Raw genomic sequence first — 1,452 nt, forward strand, 5'->3', positions numbered from 1 at the left:
TGTTCCTGCTGGATATAGTCAAAATGGGTGATTTCTTTCGCCAATTTGAATTCATTCTGAACTGTGAAGTTAAAATTCAACGGCGCAGTAGCATCATATTGACCATAGACACTTACACTTGCCCAAGGGAAAGGTTTGCCATACGGGATTAAAGTTTCATTATCGTGGCGATAATCCTCTTCTGTTTTCCGGGAAGAGGTATAGACATCGCCATCGGTAATGCGATACAGAAAGCCAAATGATTCAATTGGTAAATCATAGGTTTTAGGTGGCCGCTGGTATCTGGCTTTGATTTTCGGATCAGCAAAATCGCCCGGATCGCCCATATATCGTGCCCAGCCATCAATCACGCCAGCAGGGATGCTGATGGATTGAGTACCTAGTTTGCCAATGGTGTCATACCGCCCGCGGCTATCCTGATTACGGAATGGTTGTGGTACTTGCTCAACGACTTTTTTCTCCGGCTCTTTACTTAAATCATGGTCACAGCCGGCAAGTAGCAGCACCTGCCACAGCAGCACCACGATAAGCACAATCTTTTTATATCCATATTTCATAAACAGCCTTGCTTCTCTATTTTTCAGGATAAAAATTAACAGAAACTTTACCAAAAGAAAATAAAAAGTATGCTATTTTAGAATTTTTATTGTTTTAAATTAAATATTAAGCAATAATTTAGTATTAATGCATATAGAATATATTAATAGATATTTACATTTAACTAAACTCAATTAGCGCAGCCAATCTTATTGGTTTCATCGGTCGTTAATATATGATTATGTTCATTCGCCACCGCCTGCATAAATTCCAGCGCGCCATTACCGGTAATGCTATCCGCAGAAGCTACTCCATAGGCCCATTTAGCATAATGATAGCCACGTTTGGCCAGTTGCTGATACACCGCGCCAACATCGGATAAATCACCATTTAATATTTGCTCACGCCATGTCCTGATTTCAGCTACCGATACTTTTTGTGCTTCTAACATGCTCTTCTCCCTAAGATAATCAATAAGTTGTACCACTATTAAAAACTAGGCCTTACCAATCTGTTTGCCCAGCAGTTTTCCTTCCCCTGTTACCCGCCAGCTATCCAGTATTTTGACAATATTATTCTCCATCTCCTGCCACTGAGGCAGATAAGTACGGCTGTAGCCAATCCATACTCTGATATGCCAGTCATCGTTATAAAACATATGGTCACAGGAATCTATATGATGGGTAAATTCGCACTTGATATAGGTTTTAATATTGCCAGCCTGATCTTTTTTGATAAAAATATCCTTGGCATTGTCATCCCATTTCCACGGCTCGCCGGTTTTGGGATCAATACCATTATTTGCCCGATATACGGTTAGGCCATACAGAGGTTGTTCCTGCTGGATATAGTCAAAATGGGTGATTTCTTTCGCCAATTTGAATTCATTCTGAACTGTGAAGTTAAAATTCAACG

General features: G+C 40.2%; 3 protein-coding genes. All 3 read right to left on the reverse strand.

The annotated features are described in order from the left end of the window. The coding region (locus tag H3U73_RS10560) for a hypothetical protein (protein WP_198190519.1) at positions 1 to 557 on the reverse strand (557 nt) is incomplete at its 3' end. A gap of 170 nt (positions 558 to 727) precedes the next feature. Further along, entirely contained in the window at positions 728 to 988 is a 261-nt protein-coding gene (locus H3U73_RS10565; RefSeq protein WP_198190520.1) for a hypothetical protein, read from the reverse strand. A gap of 45 nt (positions 989 to 1,033) precedes the next feature. Then, the coding region (locus tag H3U73_RS10570; protein WP_232336268.1) for a hypothetical protein at positions 1,034 to 1,452 on the reverse strand (419 nt) is incomplete at its 5' end.

Source organism: Snodgrassella sp. W8124, assembly GCF_016100875.1.
Lineage (GTDB): Bacteria > Pseudomonadota > Gammaproteobacteria > Burkholderiales > Neisseriaceae > Snodgrassella > Snodgrassella alvi.

Bases quoted from the DNA above. Each gene is read 5' to 3' on its own strand.
- H3U73_RS10565 (WP_198190520.1), bottom strand. From the start codon at position 988: ATGTTAGAAGCACAAAAAGTATCGGTAGCTGAAATCAGGACATGGCGT.